This window comes from Sodalis endosymbiont of Henestaris halophilus (assembly GCF_900161835.1).
Lineage (GTDB): Bacteria > Pseudomonadota > Gammaproteobacteria > Enterobacterales > Enterobacteriaceae.
Genome location: NZ_LT897836.1, coordinates 1515973 through 1534016, shown reverse-complemented (window position 1 = coordinate 1534016; position 18044 = coordinate 1515973). Strand labels below are relative to the sequence as shown.

Here is an 18044-nt window from a genome sequence, read left to right as displayed (position 1 = left end):
TTGCATTGATTTTCTACTGCGGATATAGATATCAATCTATCCTAATTTGAGTGATGCAAACTTAACATTAAAGAAACATTGAGATACTTAAATTGACTTATCTACCAAGTAGATTTCGACTTTTAACGATGATTGATTATATTCATTTATTCTAAATGAACTTATATAATTATGGAGATAACTTAATCTAGAAGTTGATAACTTACAATTAAACTCATGAAACAAATAAACATGTTTATACTCAAAACATTTATATAAACATCCCCTTATATTTTAAGTCGTTATGTCAAAATCATCCTTGTTGTTGACGAGGCATTTATCCAGTATACGTGATTAAATTTTAAGAAAATTGTAAGCTGTTTGTCGTATTTTGCCAAAGAAGTGCGCGTAATGCATAAATTATTTGCTCTCAGATAAGTTGCTATGCAACCTAGCTACAGCTAGTGCATCTTTAATACTGGTGGGGGTGTCGCTTGGTATTTTGGGTAGAGATGCAAGCTTTCACCGTATCTATCAAAACATGACATGGCTACACCTTCACGTATTTGCCGACAATAATATTGTTGAAACATGGCTACCAGCCTAAATAGTAATAGATACTTAGTTCATCTTGTTAGGTTATTACCTGTAATTATGGTACTAATAGCGATCGTAAACGGAGCATGACTGCATGTATTTTATTAGAGCTGTAGTTTTTAACGGAACTGAATAATCGTTCATTTTACTTAAACTGAATGGATTAGCAATGGAGAAGTATTGATGGCTAATCATCCCAGAGCAGGGCAACCTGCTTGCCAGATTGATTTAATTGATGTGTCACAATTAATATTACAATATTACGTATTGCAACCTGAGCCGGGTAATATCGCCCAAGCAGTAAAGTTTGGTACCTCTGGGCATCGAGGTAGCGCAGGACGCTATAGCTTTAATGAAGCCCAAATTCTAGCTATCAGTCAGGCTATCGTAGATGAACGTACGAAACAGGGTATCAAGGGGCCTTGCTATTTGGGTAAAGACACTCATGCGCTCTCTGAGCCTGCGTTTATTTCGGTGCTGGGAGTGCTGACTGCCAACGGCGTGGAAGTAATTGTGCAATCTGATAATGGTTATACACCTACTCCAGCGATATCTAATGCCATATTGACTTACAATCGCGGTGGCGGCGCGTCGGCTGACGGCATTATTATCACGCCGTCTCATAATCCTCCAGAGGACGGTGGTATTAAGTATAATCTTCCCAACGGCGGGCCGGCCGACATTAACATCACTCGAGTTATTGAAAAGCGTGCTAACGCTTTGTTAGCAGATAACTTGCGTGGTCTCAAATGCCTGACGCTTGAAAAAGCCCGGCAAAGTGCTCATATTCATGCAAAGGATCTTGTGCAACCGTATGTTGAAGGATTGGCTAGCGTGGTGGATATGGCTGCTATTCAACACGCAGGGCTGAAATTGGGCGTTGATCCGCTAGGCGGATCTGGTATGGTTTTTTGGCATCGCATTGCTGAGTATTACCAACTAGATTTGACGCTGGTAAATGAAGAGGTCGATCAGACGTTTCGTTTTATGCATCTTGATCATGACGGCATAATTCGTATGGACTGTTCATCGGAATCGGCCATGGCTGGACTATTGGCTTTACGTGATAAATTTGATTTAGCGTTTGCTAACGATCCGGATCATGATCGACACGGAATTGTTACACCGGCGGGCTTAATGAATCCGAATCATTATTTAGTGGCAGCGGTTAACTATTTGTTTCAGCACCGCTCCCAATGGGGAAATAATGTAGGGGTTGGTAAGACTATGGTGTCTAGTGCCATGATTGAACTAGTCGTTAATAGCCTCGGACGGCGACTAATAGAAATGCCAGTAGGTTTCAAGTGGTTTGTGGATGGCTTGTTTAATGGTAGTTTAGGTTTTGTCGGCGAAGAGAGCGCCGGAGCGTCTTTTCTATGTTTTGACAGGACACCCTGGTCTACCGACAAAGATGGGATTATCATGTGTTTACTGGCGGCGGAAATTACAGCTGTTACTGGCAAAAATCCCCAGTATCATTATGATGAACTCGCGCAGCGTTTTGGCGCTCCAAGCTACAATCGAATTCAAGTGCCAGCTACCCAAGCACAGCAAGCTAGTTTAGCCAAACTATCCCCGGAGCAAGTCAGCGCAAACACACTAGCAGGTGATACAATTACGACTCGATTGACGGCAGCGCCAAGCAATGATGTGTCTATTGGTGGATTCAAGATGATGACAAAAAATGGCTGGTTCGCGGCTAGGCCTTCAGGAACGGAAGAAGCCTACAAGATCTACTGTGAAAGCTTTCTTGGTGCAGAGCATCGTCAGCAGCTCGAGAAAGAGGCGTTAGATATCGTAAGTGATGTACTATAGCAGATGGCAAAATAAGCAGCACTTTTGTAGAATGACACTATCCTGTGCTGATGCAATGTATAGCAAATCAAGCACTATTCTTTAGTGACCAGATCATATATGGTCGTAAGGTGACTACCAAGCAATTGTTGCCATCAAAATGGCATGTGTGGTGCGAGCTATTCGGCTATCAGGCTCCGGCTGGTTGGTTTTGTTTGCCGTAAACTTCGTTCTCAGTAGGGGAACTGTAATATTTTATTTAGCAATTTTACAAACAGCATAATTCTCTTAATACGCATTGCCTATTTGCAATGCCGGGAGTAGAATGCAAAATGCGCAACTAATTGTATTGCGGTTAGCATTAGTAACATTTCCTAATTATTTCTAATCATTAAGAAATGGATCTATTTAAATGTAGACATAAACAGCTTGTATTTGCAATGTACGTCCTGGTGCTGTTTATTGTCTTTAACCACAATTTCCCTAGATAATTTATCAAACTGAAGACGTCGTCACGTATAGTGTTTAGAGTAATAAAATAGCAACTATTACATACTGTTGTTAGCTAACACAAAACGATTAGTTTGATGAAACTATTAACATAGCAGTATTCGTGCACTATCTGGTGCATTAACTAGTCGCGCTTTGCAGAGATATTTTTTATCTTCACTAAATATCCAAGTGTTAGTATGACTTTGGTTTATACATAAATTAATAAGACGTTATAAAAATAGTCCGGGTATGTTGACCCGTATTTTACTATTAAGGGAGTCTTGTTTGCTTGTTATCTTCTTGTATATCAAGTAGAATAGTTAATTAGTAAATAATATAACTTCGAGAGAAAGTTTTCAACACTAATATTTATCTTTTGGATAATTAAGCTAGCAGCGGCGTCAGTAGTTAACCTATTGCGATCATATTTAGTGTGCTGTAATGCATACTAAGGAATATTTCGACGGATACCTCACTCGTTTCTCAGTACAACAAACTCACTTGCTTGATTAATGGTGATTACCAAAGAATTCATCCTCTAGCATTCCGCTCATTTATACTACTTTGAAACATTAGTAGGACGAATACGTCATGTCTAGCTTTTTGTGCGGTAGTGCAATTTTAAAGCTTGTTCCGAAGCGATGTAGTCTTGTTACAAAAAATTACCCTACGGATTTTTTATGAAAACTAATCTAGTTTGGCTGCGCAACGACTTGCGTTTACGCGATAATGCCGCTTTACACTTCGCCTGTAAGGATCCTTACGCTCAGGTGCTAGTGGTGTTTATCGCTACACCACAGCAGTGGCAGAAGCACGACATGAGCCCGCGTCAGGCAGAATTTATTCGTCAACATCTGTGCTATCTGGCCGCCGAATTTGCTAAGCTAGGCATTACAATGCATTACCACCAATGCGAAGATTTTACCGACCAGCTGGACTGGCTAGCTGCATTTTGTCAGTTCGAACAGGTAGATCATATATTTTATAATTATCAATATGAATTTAACGAACGGGAACGTGACCGGCAACTAGCGCGACGTCTGGGTAATAAAACACTATGTCAGGGATTTGATGATGGCGTGCTGATGCCGCTGTACAGTATCAACAATAGCAATCAACAAATGTACAAGGTTTATACGCCGTTTCGTAACGCCTTTTTGCGTCGGCTAGAAGAGCAGGATCTAGCTTGCCTACCTCCTCCGGCGCCTCGAGCTAGGGCAGCCGTCGATAAGATATGTACAATTACGCCGTTTGATTATCCCACGATTGTTCCTGGACAAGATTACCCTGTTGGTGAAGAGGCGGCACTCTCCCGTTTGCGCACTTTTTGTCATGAACAACATTTGCTAAATTATCATTATGGCTGTGATATTCCAGCTTTAGAAGTTACTAGCAGACTTTCCGCCTGGCTAGCGATCGGTGTTCTTTCGCCACGCCAGTGTTATCAGCAGTTGTATCAGCAGTTCCTCCACGTGCTCACGTTTAGGCAAAGCTTTGTTTTCACCTGGTTTAATAAATTAATATGGCGTGATTTTTACCGCCATATAATGGCGGCTTGGCCAGCACTTTGCCGTAATCAGCCGTTTCTTTCCTGGGCTCGCTATGTTGATTGGCAGCAAAATGATAATTTATTTGACGCCTGGTGTTCGGGTCTCACCGGCTATCCTATTGTCGATGCTGCAATGCGGCAACTGGTGAATACCGGCTGGATTCATAATCGGCTGCGAATGATCAGCGCTAGTTTTTTGGTCAAAGATCTGCTTATCGACTGGCGTCGAGGTGAGCGCTATTTTATGTTGCAACTTATCGATAGCGATTTGGCTGCCAATAATGGCGGCTGGCAGTGGGTAGCTTCCACTGGCACCGATGCCGCTCCTTATTTTCGTGTTTTCAATCCTACCACGCAGGGAAAGCGTTTCGACCCCGGCGGCGCTTTTATTCGTCGCTGGCTGCCAGAGCTCAGGCGGGTGCCTGATATTTATCTGCATCAGCCAAATCTATGGCCTGGTGCCCAACATACCGGACTTGATTATCCACAGCCGATCGTCGATCATAATAAAGCACGTGCACGCGTACTGGATGTTTATGCAGCAGCTAAAGCTCGATGCATGGCATCGAGATAAAATATGATTATAGGAATAATTGATGCTAAATATCGAGTTAGAAAATTTAATTAATCATAAGCTTAACAGTAGTGAATTGCAGGATTATGCACCTAACGGTCTACAAGTAGAAGGTCGTAAGGACGTGAAACGTATTGTTACTGGAGTCACTGCCTGTCAGGCACTTTTGGATATCGCCTTGACTCATGACGTCGACGCGGTCATAGTACACCATGGTTATTTCTGGAAAAATGAGGCGCCGGTTATTATCGGTATGAAGCGTCGGCGGCTAAAGACACTTTTAGCTAACGATATTAATTTATACTCTTGGCATTTTCCGCTAGACGTTCACCCTGAATTGGGTAATAACGCGCAGCTTGCGGTTGCGCTAGACATTAGGGTGACCGGTAGTTTGGATCCTATGGTGTTACAGGGAGAGTTAGCGGCCCCCCTGAGCAGTGAGGGGTTGCGTAAGCGCCTCAAACAGATCCTAGGACGTAGCGTATTTCACTTTGGCGAAAGCGGTCCGGCACAGATTAAGAGGTTAGCCTGGTGTAGCGGCGGCGGCCAGGATTTTATCGAGCTAGCGGCGCGTGCAGATGTGGACGCGTTTATTACTGGTGAAGTATCTGAGCAAACTATTCATATTGCTCGTGAGCAGGGGCTGCATTTTTATGCAGCAGGCCATCACGCCACTGAACGTGGCGGGATCCGCGCGCTTGGAGAATGGCTTGTTCAACAATATGGTTTTTCTGTTACTTTTATCGATATACCCAATCCTGCGTAAGCTCCTTTTAGCTTTCTTTTATATGACATTCTTCGGAAATGTTAATGAATGTGATTATAAATCTGGCACCATCAGAGTGGTTTCAAGAAATGCGGGTAGGTAGATACAGTAAGTGCGATATTATTTTAGGGATGACGGTCAAGTTAGTACTTGTAGCTAGAGCTCTCATTAATCTGACACGTCAGCTTTGCATCTCTAGCGCGATTAATGCGGCACATCGCATACGTACTAGCATGTCTGCAACGTCATTATAGGTATGAAAAATTTGACGGTTGTGCTAACTGAATCTGTACCCATAACAATGAATACGATATAGTTTCCTTGTGGCAGCAATTTGTTAAAAAAAGATAATTAGTGTTGCTCGTATCGCCACAAATATATTTCCTGATTATCTTTTATGTTAGCTCATAACTCGGCGTCGATGGAGTAACATACCGGAATGACATCGCGCTAGGTAGTTGAATATCAAGCTGACGTGAACTATGTTGTTTATTTTATTCGGCGTTTACCGGACTTTGCTGGATCTTTCGGCATAAACGGCTGCAACAGCTGGTTCAGCTTTGGTTGTTAGCTAGGATTTGTGTGCTGAATACGATGATGGCTAATATACTGATCGGAAATGCGCTGAATTCGATAGTGTTGTTAATGGATGCTAGAGTAATTTTACACTAAATCACTCTAGGATTAGTTGTCGCTGTTCAGCGACCATTATAACGTCAGGTTGAATAATAAACCTCCATGGATTAGATGCTAATGCAATGCATAGGAATTAATTATTTTCTGAAATCTAATGCTTTAGCGAGGCCGGAGTACCAGAATTTTAGTGCCAAAAAGTTAGCAAAACTTTTTCTAGCACTGATGTTTGGCGGTAAAGGTCTTAAAATAACTGTATGTGCTACCATATTCTAGTGCGATTTCTCTTTATCGAGAGAAGGGGCTATTTTTTGTACTGCTTCTTGTTCTGCATAGAGCAGATGCTTACGGTTGATAACCCATAATTCTTATGGTTAAAGCACATAATTAACTAACGTGTGCATATGATATCTAAATTGACTTTATGACTTAACTACAATCACTTAGGAGAAGTGATCTACATTTTGATTTATACTTGTTTAATATTAGCTAAATGAAGCAGATTTAGCCTGTCAATATGTATAGTCGTTACAGGCTAGCTATAAAGCTGAAGCAAATTGATTTGGCGACTGTGTGTACAATTGTGTAAGTTAAATAAAAATTAGGTGATGCGTGGGGGAAGGAAACCCACGATGGGGTTCATTGGTTTTTTATTTAGGGAATCTCGCGTAGCGCAGATGGTCTAAGATTAGCTCTAGTTGGGCGGTCTTTAAACTATAATCTTGCATTTATTGCCAGTGGGTTATTTAACAGATGATATGCGTTCTCGCGAGAATTATGATGATAGTTAGTGTTACCTACATAGCATTCAAAATAATGCTGGAGAAAAATTAACTTTGATATCTACGGCTCTATAAATCACAGAGCCGTGTAGCGTGATATAATCTTGTTGGATGCTTTAATCTAACAAGAAAACAGGATGTTGTGTGCTTGTTACACTTCTTCTGTCGTGTAAGAATTGTGTGTTTCCAACAGCATACATATAAACAATAAAATCGTTCTGGTATGTGTGACGCATCTATCACAGCTTTTAGTGTGACGATAAAATCGTCATACGTTGGCGATCTAGTCTGTGTAATTCTCTATTTCGTGTGACATGTTTTTATGCGCTGCATGAGCATAATCTATTCACTTTTGCTTAACTATGTCCAAAGTTGATTGGTGCTAGAACCACTTCAATTGCCGGAACAGAGTGCCAAGCTAGATGCACTTGTATGAGCGCATTTTCTGCGATACTACTTAAGGTTTAACGTACTGTGCTTATCCTTATGGTGAGGATTTGACCATAATTTATTAAATTAGGAAAGCTTATACTTTTTTAGTTTCCTACCCCATAAGGGTTACACCCATCATTTGTTATGGTAGTTGATCTGAATGACAATTTCAGCTTGTTTTATTACAGCATTCATTCTTTAAGTATATGCCTGAAGGAACTAATACCTTACTTAAGGCTAATTGGCTTCTAGAGCGTCTGTCTTGATATTTTGCATTGCTAAGTCAGGTCACAACAGAAAGTCTTTGAAATCTGTTTTTTAGGGCCTGCTGTTAGCAGCTTTTAAAAGCTATTTCGTAATAAGTAGACCTAGCAAGAGTGGGGTGTTAGTTAACCAGCCTATATGTAATCTAATTAAGATTCAACAATAGCAAAATAACATTTAACAAAACTAAGAGATCATAATGCAGAATAGTGCAATAAAGTCCTGGTTAGATTCATCTTATCTAGCGGTTGCAAATCAGTCTTACATAGAGCAGCTTTATAAAGATTTTTTAACGGATCCTAACTCTGTAGATGCAAGTTGGCGTGCAATTTTTAAGCAGCTACCGCCCGTGAATATTAATCCCAATTCACTCTATTATAACATGTGGGAAAAACTCCACTTTTTATTCAAGGAGGAAATAGGCTGTACCGCCTCGGTCAACGACCTTTATATAGATTCGAAGCAGGTACAAATTCTACAGCTTATAAACGCTTTTCGCTTCTACGGGCATCATTACGCCAATCTAGATCCTTTAAAATTATTGAAACAAAAAACAGTTTTTGATTTGAATCTTGCTTTTTATAACCTCACCGAGGCTGATTTTCAGAAAATGTTTAACGTGGGTTCTTTCTCCGTCGGCCACGAGACTATGAAACTTGCAGATTTGTATGAGGCGTTAAAAAAGACTTATTGCGGTACCATAGGAGCTGAATATATGCACCTTACTAACATTGAAGAAAAACGCTGGATTCAGCAGCAGATTGAATCAGTGATGGGACAGCCAAAATTCAGCTGTGAAGAGAAAAAGAATTTTCTTGCAGAGCTAACTGCTTCGGAAGGACTTGAATATTATTTGGGGGCAAAGTTCCCTGGCACCAAGCGTTTTTCGCTAGAAGGCGGTGACGTGCTAATTCCCATGTTGAAAGAAATGATACGCTACGCCGGCAGCAACGGTATTCGGGAAGTAGTATTGGGTATGGCACATCGCGGCCGCTTGAACGTATTGGTTAATGTATTGGGCAAAAAGCCACAGGATTTGTTTGATGAGTTCACTGGAAAGCATAAAGATCATTTCGGAACTGGCGATGTAAAGTACCACCAAGGCTTTTCCTCTGATGTTGAAATCGAGGGTGGTCTCGTACATCTTGTACTGGAGTTCAACCCCTCGCATTTGGAAATCGTCAGCCCGGTAGTAATGGGATCAGTACGGGCACGTATCGATAGACTTACTGAAAAAAATAGCAATTTGGTTTTGCCGATTACGCTGCACGGTGATGCTGCTATCAGCGGTCAGGGTGTGGTGCAAGAAACCCTAAATATGTCTAAGGTTCGCGGATACGACGTGGGTGGGACGGTTCGTGTTGTTATTAATAATCAGATCGGTTTCACTACTTCTAACCCCCACGATGCCCGTTCCACTAAATATTGCACTGATGTAGCTAAAATGGTGCAGGCGCCAATTTTACATGTTAACGCCGATGACCTTGAGGCAGTAGTTTTCGTTACTCGTTTGGCGTTAAGTTTCCGCAATACTTTCAAGCGAGACATCATAATCGATTTAGTGTGTTATCGACGACACGGTCATAACGAGGTAGATGAACCGAGTGCTACTCAGCCATTGATGTACCAGAAAATTAAGAAACACCCCACGTTGCGTAAAATCTACGCCGACTATCTGGAAAACACCGGAATTATTACCCCTGCCGACTCCACCGAAATGGTAAATATGTTCCGCGCCGCGTTGGATAAAGGCGAGTGTGTGGTGAAAGAGTGGCGCCGAAGGCGTATGAATTCTTTCGCCTATCAGGGTTATCTTAATCATTATTGGGATGAAGATTATCCGAGCCAGTTAGAGATTAAACATTTACAGGCATTAGCCTATCGTATTAGCAAGGTACCATCTGATGTCTTAATGCAGGCGCAGGTTGCCAAGATTTATAATGCTCGCGCTGCTATGGCCTGCGGTGAAAAGCCTTTCGATTGGGGTGGCGCCGAAACTCTGGCCTATGCTACTTTAATAGATAAGGGGATCTCCATTCGTTTATCGGGGGAGGATACTGCACGTGGTACGTTTTTTCATCGCCATGCAGTAGTATATAACCAAAAAACTGGCTTAAGTTATACTCCGTTGTCTCATATCCATAATGCTCAAGGCAGCTTCTACGTTTTGGACTCTGTGCTTTCGGAGGAGGCAGTTCTGGCATTTGAATATGGTTATGCCACCGCCGAACCGCGCACTTTGGTGATTTGGGAAGCGCAATTCGGAGATTTTGCCAACGGCGCACAAGTAGTTATCGATCAATTTATAAGTTCTGGTGAACAGAAGTGGGGACGGATGTGTGGTTTGGTGATGTTGCTGCCCCACGGTTATGAAGGTCAGGGGCCAGAGCATTCTTCCGCCCGCTTGGAACGCTATCTACAACTTTGTGCGGAACAAAATATACAGGTATGCGTTCCGTCGACGCCAGCACAGATTTATCATGTATTGCGGCGTCAGGCTCTACGTAATATGCGTCGCCCACTTATTGTTATGTCTCCCAAGTCCTTGCTGCGACATCCTTTGGCAATCTCTTCCCTACATGAACTGGCCAATGGTACATTTAAACCTGTTATTAGTGAAGTTGATGCTCTTAACCCGCAGGGCATAAAACGTGTCGTGATGTGTTCCGGCAAAGTCTATTATGATTTATTAGATCAACGGCGCAATAATGGGCAGCAAGACGTGGCCATCATTCGCATTGAACAGCTTTATCCGTTTCCGATACATGCTGTTCGGGAGGTATTGTCTCCTTATGCGCACGTTCGGGATTTAGTTTGGTGCCAGGAAGAGCCGCAAAATCAGGGCTCCTGGTATTACCAGCAATATTGCTTCAGCGAAATAATATTCAAAGGGGCTGTATTGAATTATGTCGGTCGTCCTTCTTCTGCCTCACCAGCAGTGGGGTGTTTGTCTGTGCACCAGACCCAGCAAAAAACTCTGGTTAACGATGCGTTGAGCTTTTATTAACAATAAAGGATAAATAATGAGTAGTGTAGATATTCTGGTACCTCACCTGCCTGAATCGGTTGCAGATGCCACCGTTACTACATGGCGTAAAAGGCCTGGTGACATAGTTAAGCGTGATGAAGTGCTGGTCGAGATTGAAACTGACAAAGTAGTACTGGAAGTACTAGCTCCAGAAGAAGGTTTGTTGGAAGCATTGTTGGAAGACGAAGGCGCTACGGTTACCGCCTGTCAAGTGTTAGGTCGTCTGCGGTTATGCAAAAAAACTGGCCTGGCTCAGGCTAACACATCGCAAGTCCAGGAAGCTATGCCACTCTATAATTCTACAGTAGATTTGAAAGATAAGAGCAACGCCGAGCTTAGTCCGGCCATGCGTCGACTCATATCTGAGCACGATCTCAATCCGAAGGATATTATAGGCAGCGGAGTAAGCGGTCGTATGACCCGTGAAGATGTCGAATCATATATCGCCAGGAGCCAAAGCGCAACATCGTCATTTAGACACCGCAGTGAAAAACGCGTACCGATGACCCGTTTGCGTAAGCGTATGGCCGAACGTTTGCTAGAAGCAAAAAATAATATTGCTATGTTGACCACTTTTAATGAGGTGAACATGCAAGCGATTATAGATCTGCGTAAACAGTACGGCAAAGCGTTTGAAAAACGCCACGGTATCCGTTTAGGATTCATGTCTTTTTATATTAACGCGGTATTAATGGCATTAAAACGCTTTCCTGAAGTCAATGCCTCTCTTGACGGTGACGACGTGGTTTACTACAACTATTTTGACGTCAGCATCGCGGTGTCTACCGCTCGCGGTTTAGTGACGCCTGTATTAAAGGATATCGACGGACTCAGTATGGCGGATATAGAGAATAAAATAAAAGAATTATCTATCAAGGGCAACGATGGTAAACTAAAAGTCGAGGAATTGACTGGCGGTAACTTTACTGTTACCAACGGCGGTGTGTTCGGGTCGCTTATGTCGACGCCTATTATTAACCCGCCGCAAAGCGCGATCTTGGGTATTCATGCCATCAAGTATCGGCCGATGGCGGTACATGGTCAAGTAGTTATTCTGCCGATGGTGTATCTGGCTCTTTCTTATGACCATAGACTTATCGACGGGAAAGAATCCGTAAGTTTCCTGATCACGGTAAAAGAAATGCTGGAAGAACCTAATCGCTTTTTATTGGACGTTTAGCGCATAACGAGTGTGGCTGTCCAAAGTTGCTGTTTGAGATTCATAGAATTTTAGTACAAATTACGTAGCTGCGCTTCAATGTTATTTACACTTTTCATAAAAATATAAAAATGAATTTACATGAATATCAGGCAAAACAGCTCTTCGCGCGATATGGTCTTCCTGTTCCTACGGGGTATGTTTGCAATACCCCGCGCGAAGCGGAAGAGTCTGCTTCAAAAATTGGCGATGGTCCTTGGGTAGTAAAATGCCAAGTACATGCAGGCGGCCGTGGTAAAGTTGGTGGTGTCAAAGTAGTAAAATCGAAAAAAGAGGTCAGCGTTTTTGCGGCACAGTGGCTTGGTAATCGTCTTGTGACCTATCAAACGGATGCATTGGGTAAGCCAGTTAATCAAATTCTAGTAGAAGCGACTACTGATATTTTTAAAGAGCTATATCTGGGTGCTGTCGTCGACCGTTGCATGCGCCGTGTGGTATTTATGGCATCTGCTGAAGGGGGGGTAGACATTGAAAAGATAGTAGAAGTAACGCCGCATCTAATTCATAAAGTTATCTTAGATCCGTTAATTGGTCCGCAGCCTTATCAGGGACGAGAGCTTGCTTTTAATCTCAGTCTTATCGGCAAGCAGGTTATCCAGTTCAGTGAAATATTTATGAGGTTGGCGACGCTGTTTTTAAAGTACGATCTGGCACTTGTAGAGATTAACCCACTTGTGATTACCAGTTCAGGCGATTTGCTATGCCTTGACGGTAAACTTACCGTCGACGGCAATGCACTATTCCGTCAACCGGAGCTGCGTGAAATGTGGGATCGCAGACAGGAAGATGAACGTGAAGCATACGCCACTCAGTTGGGTTTGAACTATGTTGCTTTAGACGGCAATATTGGCTGTATGGTTAATGGGGCTGGACTGGCTATGGGGACGATGGATATAGTTAAACTGCACGGTGGTGAACCGGCCAACTTTCTTGATGTTGGTGGAAGTGCTACCAAGGAGCGCGTGACTCAAGCATTTAAAATAATTTTATCGGATAAAAAGGTGAAAGCTATATTGGTTAATATTTTTGGTGGAATCGTCCGCTGCGATTTAATTGCCGACGGCATCATCGATGCAGTATCTGAAGTCGGCGTCAGTGTTCCAGTAGTGGTTCGTTTGGAAGGAAATAATGCCGAACTAGGCGCCAATAAATTGGCAGATAGCTGGCTGAATATTATATCCACTACAAGTCTGATCAACGCAGTAAAAAAGGTTATCGACGTGGTTGCGGATACGTAATGTCTATTTTAATTAATAAAGAAACTAAAGTTATTTGTCAGGGCTTTACCGGCACCCAGGGTACCTTTCACTCTGAGCAGGCGTTGGCCTATGGTACGAAAATAGTCAGTGGCGTTACGCCTGGAAAAGGTGGCACTGAGCATCTTGGTTTGCCGGTATTTAATACCGTCCGTGAAGCAGTTGATAAAACCGGCGCCACGGTATCGGTGATCTACGTTCCTGCGCCGTTCAGCAAAGACTCTATACTGGAGTCGGTAGATGCCGGTATAGAGTTAATTATATGCATTACGGAAGGTATCCCAACTTTGGATATGTTGATGGTAAAAGCCAAGCTAGATCAAAGCAAAACACGCATGATTGGGCCAAACTGCCCGGGTATAATTACTCCAGGGGAATGTAAAATTGGCATTATGCCAGGTCATATTCATCAACTTGGCCGGGTTGGTATAGTTTCCCGTTCGGGTACCTTGACTTATGAAGCAGTAAAACAAACCACTGATATTGGCCTTGGGCAGTCTAGCTGCGTGAGCATTGGTGGCGACCCTATTCCCGGCTCGAGCTTTATTGATATTTTGATGCTATTTGAAAAGGATCCGCAGACGGAAGCTATCGTGATAATAGGGGAGATCGGTGGCAGCGCTGAAGAAGAGGCCGCGGCTTATGTCAAAGATCATATCACTAAACCTGTAGTTGGCTATATCGCTGGCGTGACGGCGCCTCAAGGGAAGCGTATGGGCCATGCTGGCGCGATTATCGCCGGCGGTAAAGGTACAGCGGATGAGAAATTTGTCGCACTAGCAGCAGCAGGCGTTAAAATCGTGCGCAGCTTAGTCGATATCGGTGAAACATTAAGACGCATTTTACCGAGCTGATACGGAACTTCTGGCAGTCAGCAAATAAACAAATGATGCACGTTGTCAATCAGTCGGATATAAGAATGTGTCAAGAATTGCCACGTTAGTATTTTTTTAACCTTAGATGCATATCTACAGACTTTGTTCTTACCATGGCTAAATGCCTATCTTGTTGATCGGCATAATTATAGATGTATCGCTATTTTATAAGTGAGTTTTTTTATTAAAATATCTGTCATTCAGTTTGAATGAAACTTATTATTACTTCTATTTTGTTTAAATGTCTTATTTTATTAATTGGATTTTAGCAATTAATTACGGGTTAATAACGTTTATATAATTTATTTTATTTTAAAAATGATTGTTTTATCATCAATTTTAACAAAAAATAAACTTGTGCATGAAATGCATATGTCATGCTCGCCATATACTTCAATGGTAACATTTTTGCTCTAACACAATTTTAATTAAACTGCTGAGCAGTAGCGATTTTATCGCTATGTGATTTTATATCTTTGTTACTAAAAATATGTTTATGCAAAGAAAAGTTAAGGGTACTATTCATGTACGTGAGTAGTTATTTCGGTTGGAGTATATTAGGATTTTTTATCCATTTATCCTGCCTAGGACCTTCTGAGGTAGGGGGGGAGAAGGTGCTAAGCAGCAGCATGTAATTAATCATATCTATAAAGATTTTATTTAAACTACGCCTTTTCTAATCTTCTGCTAGAAGATATGGTCAGAACGACATATTTAGGATTTTTCATGCGAGGAGTAAGGAGTCATCATGTTTGATGTTGTTGAACTATCGCGATTACAGTTTGCTTTAACAGCCATGTACCATTTTCTATTTGTGCCTCTAACACTAGGTATGACATTTTTGCTGGCCATAATGGAAACAGTGTATGTACTATCCGGCAAACAGATATATAAAGATATGACCAAGTTTTGGGGCAAGTTGTTTGCTATCAACTTTGCTCTTGGTGTTGCCACTGGTCTCACCATGGAGTTCCAGTTTGGTACTAACTGGTCATACTTCTCTCACTATGTTGGAGACATCTTCGGTGCACCACTAGCGATTGAAGGGTTGATGGCCTTTTTTCTGGAATCTACCTTCGTCGGTTTGTTCTTTTTCGGTTGGGATCGCCTCAGTAAGGTGCAACACATGGCCGTAACTTGGATAGTGGCCATTGGATCCAATTTGTCTGCACTATGGATTTTGGTAGCCAACGGCTGGATGCAAAATCCTATCGCGTCGGATTTTAATTACGAAACTATGCGTATGGAAATGGCTAGCTTTGCCGACCTAGTACTAAATCCAGTGGCGCAGGTTAAATTCGTTCATACCGTAGCTGCAGGTTACTGTACCGGCGCGATGTTTATCCTCGGTATCAGTTCTTACTTTTTGTTGAAAGAACGAGATATTGCATTCGCAAAACGCTCTTTCGCTATTGCCTCTTCTTTTGGCATGGCTGCTGTGCTGTCAGTCATTGTGCTTGGTGATGAATCTGGCTATATAATGGGCGACGTGCAAAAAACTAAGTTAGCGGCTATCGAGGCTGAATGGAATACCGAATCGGCACCCGCCTCTTTGACACTGTTCGGCTTGCCTAACCAGGAAGACCAAACTAATTATTTCTCGGTGCGTATTCCTTACGTTTTAGGCATTATCGCTACACGGTCTACAGACCGTCAGGTTACTGGTTTAAAAGATTTGATGATGTATCATGAATTACGTATTCGTAATGGTATTAAGGCCTACAGCCTGTTGCAGCAGCTACGCGAAGGTAACATGGATCCCTCAGTGCGTGAAGCTTTTAATAGCACTAAACAAGATCTAGGTTACGGGCTATTGCTTAAACGCTACACCGATGATATCACACAGGCTAGTGAGCAGCATATTCACCAGGCTACAAATGATTCTATTCCTCGTGTAGCACCGCTATATTTTTCTTTCCGAATCATGGTAGGCTGTGGTTTGCTGATGCTATTGCTGATCGCTATTTGTTTCTCGACCGTGCTACGTAACCAGATTGGTAATCACCGATGGTTGCACCGCGCCATGCTTTATGGGATACCTTTACCGTGGATTGCTATAGAATCCGGCTGGTTTGTTGCTGAGTATGGACGACAACCCTGGGCTATCGGAGAAATTCTACCGACCGCTGTCGCTAATTCAACTCTTGCCGTAGGTGACATACTATTTTCTATGGGGCTAATTTGCGGGTTATACACGTTATTTTTCGTAGCTGGAATGTATTTGATATTCAAATTCGCACGTTTGGGGCCGAGCAGTTTGAAAACTGGAAACTACCACTTTGAATAATCATTTGTTTGGTCGGTAAATGCAAAATAGGACCGGAGAAAATGACTATGTTTGATTATGAAGTATTGCGTATTATTTGGTGGGTGCTGATTGGTGTATTGTTCATCGGTTTTGCTGTCACTAATGGGTTTGATATGGGCGTCGGTATTTTAATGCGCTTGTTTGGTCGAAACGACATTGAGCGTCGGGTTATGATTAATACTATTGCGCCACACTGGGATGGTAACCAGGTATGGCTCATCACCGCTGGTGGCGCCCTGTTCGCCGCCTGGCCAATTGTGTATGCTGCTGCGTTTTCCGGTTTTTATATCGCTATAATTTTAGTGCTAGCTTCGCTACTCTTCCGCCCTGTAGGTTTTGATTACCGATCAAAAATCGATGACGCAAGTTGGCGAAATTTGTGGGATTGGGGAATTTTCGTAGGTAGCGTTATTACACCGTTCGTGATAGGAGTAACATTCGGCAACTTGCTGCAAGGTGTACCGTTTTACTTAGACGATTATCTGCGCGTGTATTACACGGGCACTTTTTTTCAGTTACTTAATCCGTTCGGCTTGTTAGCGGGTATTCTGAGCCTGGCGATGTTTTTGACTCAAGGTGGAACCTATCTGCAAATGCGTACCGCTGCTGATTTGCAGATCAGGATGCGTGGCATAACACAGTTTGCCGCACTTATTACTTTACTGGCCTTTCTGCTGGCCGGGATTTGGATCGTTAACAGCATCGATGGTTTTATAGTAACGTCAGTGATCGATCGAGCTGCGCAGTCTAACCCGCTGCATAAAAAAGTAGTGCATCAGGCAGGCGCGTGGATGGTCAATTACCACGTCTATCCGGGATTATGGATAGCTCCAGTGCTTAGTATGCTATTTCCGCTACTGACTATAGTATTTAGCCGCGTAGGTCGCAGCGCCTGTGCTTTTATTTTCTCTTCATTAACCGTAGTTTGCATAATCTTGACTGTGGGGATCACGCTTTTTCCGTTTATCATGCCATCAAGCACGATGCCCAATGCCAGTTTAACTTTATGGGATGCTACTTCTAGTTTTGGGACATTGAAAGTCATGACGGTAGTTGCCATTATTTTTGTGCCGCTCGTTTTACTCTACACGATTTGGTGTTATTATAAAATGTTTGGTAAGATTACTAAAGAATATGTTGAGCAAAACATACATTCTTTGTATTGAGTTAAGGAGCATAACAATGTGGTATTTCTTCTGGATTTTAGGAACTTTGTTGACATGTGCTGTCAGCATAATAACCGCGTTAGCGTTTGAGCATCTGGAAAATATCCGCTGTGAGGATGTTTTGAAATGATCATTATAAATTATTGCAGAGGATATATGTCCTAATAAATTAAATGTCATTTGCGGTATTTCTATAACGTTAACTTTTCTGATATTTGGTACTTCTGCTACTACAGTGGTAATGACTAGAATCTCTAGTTATAAATTTTGTCAATAAATTTATATGTTATTTTAGTGTTGAGTAATTGTTTTATTTTTAAATTATCTGGT

At 42.2% G+C, this 18044-nt stretch carries 10 protein-coding genes; all 10 read left to right on the top strand.

The annotated features are described in order from the left end of the window. Nucleotides 1–759: 759 nt before the first annotated feature. The 10 genes from pgm to cydX all read left to right on the top strand — a co-directional run bounded on the left by pgm (nt 760) and on the right by cydX (nt 17844). On the top strand, nt 760–2391 hold the full coding sequence (pgm, locus tag HBA_RS03230; protein WP_097032567.1) for a phosphoglucomutase (alpha-D-glucose-1,6-bisphosphate-dependent): 1632 nt from the start codon (nt 760–762) through the stop codon (nt 2389–2391). A gap of 1151 nt (nt 2392–3542) precedes the next feature. Beyond that, complete coding sequence (gene phrB, locus HBA_RS03225) at nt 3543–4985, top strand: deoxyribodipyrimidine photo-lyase (RefSeq protein ID WP_097032566.1); 1443 nt, start codon at nt 3543–3545, stop codon at nt 4983–4985. 22 nt (nt 4986–5007) lie between these two features. Further along, entirely contained in the window at nt 5008–5751 is a 744-nt protein-coding gene (locus HBA_RS03220) for a type 2 GTP cyclohydrolase I (protein ID WP_097032565.1), read from the top strand. 2310 nt (nt 5752–8061) lie between these two features. Further along, nucleotides 8062–10869, top strand: coding sequence for a 2-oxoglutarate dehydrogenase E1 component (sucA, locus tag HBA_RS03210; RefSeq protein WP_097032563.1), 2808 nt, complete (start codon nt 8062–8064; stop codon nt 10867–10869). A gap of 16 nt (nt 10870–10885) precedes the next feature. After that, the gene (odhB, locus tag HBA_RS03205; protein ID WP_097032562.1) at nt 10886–12070 is read left to right on the top strand and encodes a 2-oxoglutarate dehydrogenase complex dihydrolipoyllysine-residue succinyltransferase; all 1185 of its coding nucleotides are present in this window, start codon (nt 10886–10888) and stop codon (nt 12068–12070) included. A gap of 110 nt (nt 12071–12180) precedes the next feature. After that, nucleotides 12181–13347 carry an ADP-forming succinate--CoA ligase subunit beta gene (gene sucC, locus HBA_RS03200; RefSeq protein WP_097032561.1) on the top strand — a complete coding sequence of 389 codons (1167 nt, stop codon included), beginning with the start codon at nt 12181–12183 and terminating at the stop codon, nt 13345–13347. Further along, entirely contained in the window at nt 13347–14219 is an 873-nt protein-coding gene (gene sucD, locus HBA_RS03195; protein ID WP_097032560.1) for a succinate--CoA ligase subunit alpha, read from the top strand. Before sucC ends, sucD begins: the two co-directional genes overlap by 1 nt. Before the next feature lie 769 nt (nt 14220–14988). Beyond that, a complete protein-coding gene (gene cydA / locus HBA_RS03190) occupies nt 14989–16527 on the top strand; it encodes a cytochrome ubiquinol oxidase subunit I (protein WP_097032559.1) in 1539 nt (512 codons plus the stop codon). A 47-nt stretch (nt 16528–16574) separates the two neighbouring features. Further along, complete coding sequence (cydB, locus tag HBA_RS03185) at nt 16575–17714, top strand: cytochrome d ubiquinol oxidase subunit II (protein ID WP_097032558.1); 1140 nt, start codon at nt 16575–16577, stop codon at nt 17712–17714. 16 nt (nt 17715–17730) lie between these two features. After that, entirely contained in the window at nt 17731–17844 is a 114-nt protein-coding gene (gene cydX, locus HBA_RS03180) for a cytochrome bd-I oxidase subunit CydX (RefSeq protein ID WP_097032557.1), read from the top strand. The last annotated feature ends 200 nt before the right edge of the window (nt 17845–18044 follow it).

Coding starts and splice junctions, on each gene's coding strand:
- pgm (WP_097032567.1), top strand. CDS start 760: ATGGCTAATCATCCCAGAGCAGGGCAACCTGCTTGCCAGATTGATTTA.
- phrB (WP_097032566.1), top strand. CDS start 3,543: ATGAAAACTAATCTAGTTTGGCTGCGCAACGACTTGCGTTTACGCGAT.
- HBA_RS03220 (WP_097032565.1), top strand. CDS start 5,008: ATGCTAAATATCGAGTTAGAAAATTTAATTAATCATAAGCTTAACAGT.
- sucA (WP_097032563.1), top strand. CDS start 8,062: ATGCAGAATAGTGCAATAAAGTCCTGGTTAGATTCATCTTATCTAGCG.
- odhB (WP_097032562.1), top strand. CDS start 10,886: ATGAGTAGTGTAGATATTCTGGTACCTCACCTGCCTGAATCGGTTGCA.
- sucC (WP_097032561.1), top strand. CDS start 12,181: ATGAATTTACATGAATATCAGGCAAAACAGCTCTTCGCGCGATATGGT.
- sucD (WP_097032560.1), top strand. CDS start 13,347: ATGTCTATTTTAATTAATAAAGAAACTAAAGTTATTTGTCAGGGCTTT.
- cydA (WP_097032559.1), top strand. CDS start 14,989: ATGTTTGATGTTGTTGAACTATCGCGATTACAGTTTGCTTTAACAGCC.
- cydB (WP_097032558.1), top strand. CDS start 16,575: ATGTTTGATTATGAAGTATTGCGTATTATTTGGTGGGTGCTGATTGGT.
- cydX (WP_097032557.1), top strand. CDS start 17,731: ATGTGGTATTTCTTCTGGATTTTAGGAACTTTGTTGACATGTGCTGTC.